Source organism: Bacteroidia bacterium, assembly GCA_025056095.1.
In the GTDB taxonomy this organism is placed as follows: Bacteria; Bacteroidota; Bacteroidia; order JANWVE01; family JANWVE01; genus JANWVE01.
Map to the genome: position 1 here is coordinate 1 of JANWVW010000227.1, position 4,535 is coordinate 4,535.

Here is a 4,535-nt window from a genome sequence, read left to right on the forward strand (position 1 = left end):
CCTCCGCATGCCTCACGCAAAGGATCTCTGAAAAATCCATTTCTCTGCGTCTTATGCAAAGTTTTAGCTTGTAAGTACTTGTACTTCAAGCTTAAACAAGGTGAAGACATAATGGCGCAGGTCATCTGCGTGAGGGGCATGGAGCATGCCGTTAGGCAGTACGAAGCGCAGCGAAGTACCGAAGCGAAAGCGCAGTGCGGAATGCCCCGACCCTTGCGTTAGCAAGGGGCACGCCCAAAAATTACGAACTAAAAAGTACAAGGCTTATATTTTACAGCTAAAAGATTCCTGATATTGAAAACACTTAATTCTTTGCTACTTTCAGAGCAAGGCTTTATGATTGACAAAATTGCTTGCATTTTGGATAAACTTTATTAGTTTTGCGATTGCATACGATATGTTGCATTGGAAAAATGCCTTGTTGTATTTTTTGAGTGTATTTGTTTTAATTCTATTGGTCAGGTATGCGCAGTCTAAAAATGCTTCTGAAATATGTACAGGGATTGAAGTGAATATTCAGTCTTTGCCCGAGCATAATTTTATTACTCCCAAGCAAGTAGAACACCTATTGAGTAACAACGATGAACAAGTAATTACGGGACATAGCTTGGCTAATATTGACGTAGAGCTATTAGAGCAGCGTTTATATGCCCATCCCTATGTAAAAAAAGCACATGTCTATATAGACATGAACGGAAAAATTAAAGTTAATATAGTGCAACGCGTCCCCATCGCACGTGTAATTGGAGAAAAAGATAGCTACTACATAGATGAAGAGTTCTATAAATTGCCTTTATCTTCCCATTATACAGCAAGAGTTCCTTTAATTACGGGAAGTATTTCTGAAAAATATCATGAAGCAAGTCCGAATGAACTGCTAGGAATTGAAGAGCAGAACAGAAATGAAATTGTTAAGCCTATTCAAAATACTCATAAAATATGCTCTGAAAAATTGACTCAATTAGTTCCTCTATTGAGAGCGATGTTAAAAGACCCTTTTTACATGGCACAGATTACACAAATACACGTATTACCTTCGGGAGAGTGTGAGCTATATACTTTAGTTGGGGATGCCAAAATAATTTTTGGCTATCCAATGATAGATGTTGAACAAAAATTACTAAATTTGAAAAGTTTTTATCAAACCGCATTACGAAGTTACGGTTGGGAACAATATCGTAGTATTACGGTAAAGTACCCCCGTCAAATCGTGTGCGAGAAAAAAACAGAAACTAAACCATAAAACGAAAATACCCATGAACGATAAAATCCTTGTTGGATTAGACTTTGGGACTACAAAAATTTGTGCCGTAGTAGCACGCAAAAACATACACGGCAAAATTGATGTTTTAGGTATAGGCAAATCTGAATCAAGGGGAGCTATAGAGCGTGGCTCTGTGGTCAATATTGATAAAACCACAAAAGCTATCCGAAATGCGGTAGATGCAGCAAGAATTCAATCTGCTGTAGATATTCAAACCGTGTATGTAGGTATAGCAGGTGAACATATTCGTAGTTTTAACAATCATGGTATCATTACTTTTCCTGATTCGCCCCATGAAATTACAAAAGAGGATGTCAAACGTTTGTATGAAGACATGTTCCGTGTGGCATTACAACCTGGCGAACAAATTATTCATGTACTACCCCAAGAATATGAAGTAGATAATCACCGCAATGTGATGGATCCTGTGGGCATGTCAGGAGTAAGATTAGCAGGTAACTTTCACATTGTAGTGGGTAAGACTTCTGCGGTACAAAATATACTTCGTTGTGTACAACGCGCGGGACTACACGCTGAAAATATCTTTTTAGAACCTATTGCTTCCAGCGCTGCGGTTCTTTCTGAGGAAGAAAAGGAAGCAGGCACAGTATTGATAGATATTGGCGGAGGAACCACAGATGTGGTCTTTTACAAAGACAATGTCATTCGTCATACTCATATTATCCCCTTTGGCGGAAATATCATTACTAGTGATATTCGCGAAGGCTGCTCTATTATGCAAAACCAAGCCGAAGTGTTAAAAGTGCGTTTCGGTTCTGCACTACCTATGACCGTAAAACACAATGAAATAGTTACTATCCCAGGCTTACAAGGTAGACCTCCCAAAGAAATTTCTCGCTATATGTTGGCAGAAATTATTAGTGCAAGACTGCAAGAAGTGATTACTTTCATAATGAGAGACTTATATGAAAATGGATTTAAGAAAAGCGACATTGTGGGCGGAATGGTACTAACAGGCGGAGGTTCAATGCTGCGCGATATCAAAAGCTTATTTGAGTATACCACAGGATTAGACTGCAGACTAGGCAACCCTTCTCAACACTTGGCTGGTGGACTAGCTGAAGAAGCTTCTAGTCCTATCTACTCTACAGCTATTGGACTGATTTTAGAGGGCTTCAAATTAGAGGAAAGTATGGAAATGGAAGAACAAGGACAGCAAGAAACCGAAGAATCTACTCCTATCTCACACCAAAAAGAACTCAACAAAATAGAAAAAAAACGTACCAAAGCTTGGCTTTCAGAGATATTTTCACGTACCAAAGAAGTTATCACAGACTCTTTCAAAAACACTAACATTGAATAATTAAAAAATCTTTACTGTATGGACAAAAGTACCTTACAAAATTGGTTGCAATATCATCAATGGAGAGTAAAAAAAACGTGCCAAAATATAGAGCAAATAGATAACTTACGCTTTCTACAAACCCTTAAAGGAAGCTTTGCAAGCCTATCTCACTTGGTCGGACATGTAGTTAGTGCGGATAGCCTGTGGCTTGCCCGCATGAACAATCAAATGGAAAAATTCCCTAAATATGAGTATTTTGAAAACACAAACACGGCAATAGAAACTTGGCTACAAGTTACTCAACAGTTTATACAGAAATTACAAAGTTTAACTGAACAGGAACTTTCAGGTACATTCTCTTATTATACTCATAGTGGTAAGTTAATTACAAACACTTATTCAGATGCCCTGCTGCACATTTTTGACCATGCCACTTACCACATAGGGCAAATAGCTTGGATAATCAGGAGCTTTGATGTAGTACCTGTTTCTACGAATTACATTTTTTATTTAAGAGAAAAATAAACTTAAATCGTATGGGATTAGAGAAAACGTTAGCGCAGGTTGGTTTTTTAACCACTACCGTAGATAAATTAACCAATTGGGCAAGGGCAAATTCATTGTGGCCTATGCCCATGGGTTTAGCTTGTTGTGCCATTGAAATGATGGCTTTTGCAGGACCTAAGTATGATGCCGCCCGTTTTGGCAGTGAGGTATTTCGTTTTAGTCCTCGCCAAAGTGATTTGATGATTGTAGCAGGATGGTGTACTTACAAAATGGCACATGCTATAAAACGAATTTGGGACCAAATGCCCGATCCTAAATGGTGTATAGCTATGGGGGCTTGTGCCTCCACAGGTGGAATGCATCGCGTATATGGTGTAGTGCAAGGTATTGACAACTTTTTACCCGTAGATGTGTACGTTCCTGGATGCCCTCCGCGCCCAGAAGTATTGATACACGCCCTACAAACGATACAAAATAGAGTAAAAACTCTCCACTCTGTATTACAAGACTGAATATGAATGTAGAAGAAACCTTAAAAAAAGCAGGGCTACGCCTTACAGAAACTCGTAAAGCCGTCCTATCTGTGTTCTTTCAATCTCAAAAAGCGCTCTCACACAGTGATCTAGAAACTATGCTCAAAAACTATGATAGAGTAACCCTCTACCGAACCCTATCTACCTTTTTGGAAAAAGACCTTATTCATAAAATACTTAACCCTGATGGTGTTGCAGTTTTTGCCTTGTGCAGACACGAAAGCTATTCTACACAAAAATTACGTAGCAAGCTGCACAACCATGCTCATTTTGTATGTAAAATCTGTAAAGAAACCCGATGTATAGACGAATTTGAAATAGAAATCCCTAACTACTTACTCAATAGCACTCAAATAGATGAAATTTCAGTTGTTTTGCAAGGTACGTGCGCCACTTGTATTAAATCTCAACAAATGGTATAGGAATGAAACGCATTAGCCGGGCTTTACCTCTGTATGTTTATGTGTTGTGGGTCTTTCTTCCGCCCACACTGATTGGCTTGGGAACACAAAGTATAACAGCCTTTTGGGTTTTCTTGCTTATCATGGCTACAAGCTATTTTTTATATGCAAAAAACTTTTATGTCATCTATAAGGATACTAAAAACCTATATGCAAGAAATCCTTTCAATATCTTTGGATGTAAGTACATTATTCCCTTGAAAAAAATTAAAAACTACAAATTCTACCGCAGTGGGCATAGAGCAGCATTGTGGATTGAAACTTACGACCAGCAGACTTTTTGTATTCCTTGTTACCGCTTAGAGGACAAAAATCAAAACTAGGTATTAAGTGTAGTTCCGGCATATTTTAAGTCAATTCTGATAAGTAGTTTTTGTAAAGGTTTTGTTTTGGGCGTGCCCCTTGCTAACGCAAGGGTCGGGGCATTCCGCACTGCGCTTCGCTTCGGTACTTCGCTAACGCTT

At 38.7% G+C, this 4,535-nt stretch carries 7 protein-coding genes; all 7 read left to right on the forward strand.

Annotated elements, in window-relative coordinates:
* On the forward strand, positions 1 to 222 hold a 222-nt coding region (locus tag NZ519_12420; protein MCS7029559.1), incomplete at its 5' end, for a hypothetical protein.
* 175 nt (positions 223 to 397) lie between these two features.
* A complete protein-coding gene (locus NZ519_12425; GenBank protein ID MCS7029560.1) occupies positions 398 to 1,243 on the forward strand; it encodes a hypothetical protein in 846 nt (281 codons plus the stop codon).
* 13 nt (positions 1,244 to 1,256) lie between these two features.
* Complete coding sequence (gene ftsA / locus NZ519_12430; protein MCS7029561.1) at positions 1,257 to 2,588, forward strand: cell division protein FtsA; 1,332 nt, start codon at positions 1,257 to 1,259, stop codon at positions 2,586 to 2,588.
* Positions 2,589 to 2,606: 18 nt separating this feature from the next.
* A complete protein-coding gene (locus tag NZ519_12435; GenBank protein MCS7029562.1) occupies positions 2,607 to 3,095 on the forward strand; it encodes a DinB family protein in 489 nt (162 codons plus the stop codon).
* An 11-nt stretch (positions 3,096 to 3,106) separates the two neighbouring features.
* Positions 3,107 to 3,589, forward strand: a complete 483-nt coding sequence (gene nuoB / locus NZ519_12440; GenBank protein ID MCS7029563.1) for an NADH-quinone oxidoreductase subunit NuoB — start codon at positions 3,107 to 3,109, stop codon at positions 3,587 to 3,589.
* 2 nt (positions 3,590 to 3,591) lie between these two features.
* Entirely contained in the window at positions 3,592 to 4,032 is a 441-nt protein-coding gene (locus NZ519_12445; protein MCS7029564.1) for a transcriptional repressor, read from the forward strand.
* A gap of 2 nt (positions 4,033 to 4,034) precedes the next feature.
* On the forward strand, positions 4,035 to 4,394 hold the full coding sequence (locus NZ519_12450; GenBank protein MCS7029565.1) for a hypothetical protein: 360 nt from the start codon (positions 4,035 to 4,037) through the stop codon (positions 4,392 to 4,394).
* Positions 4,395 to 4,535 lie beyond the last annotated feature (141 nt).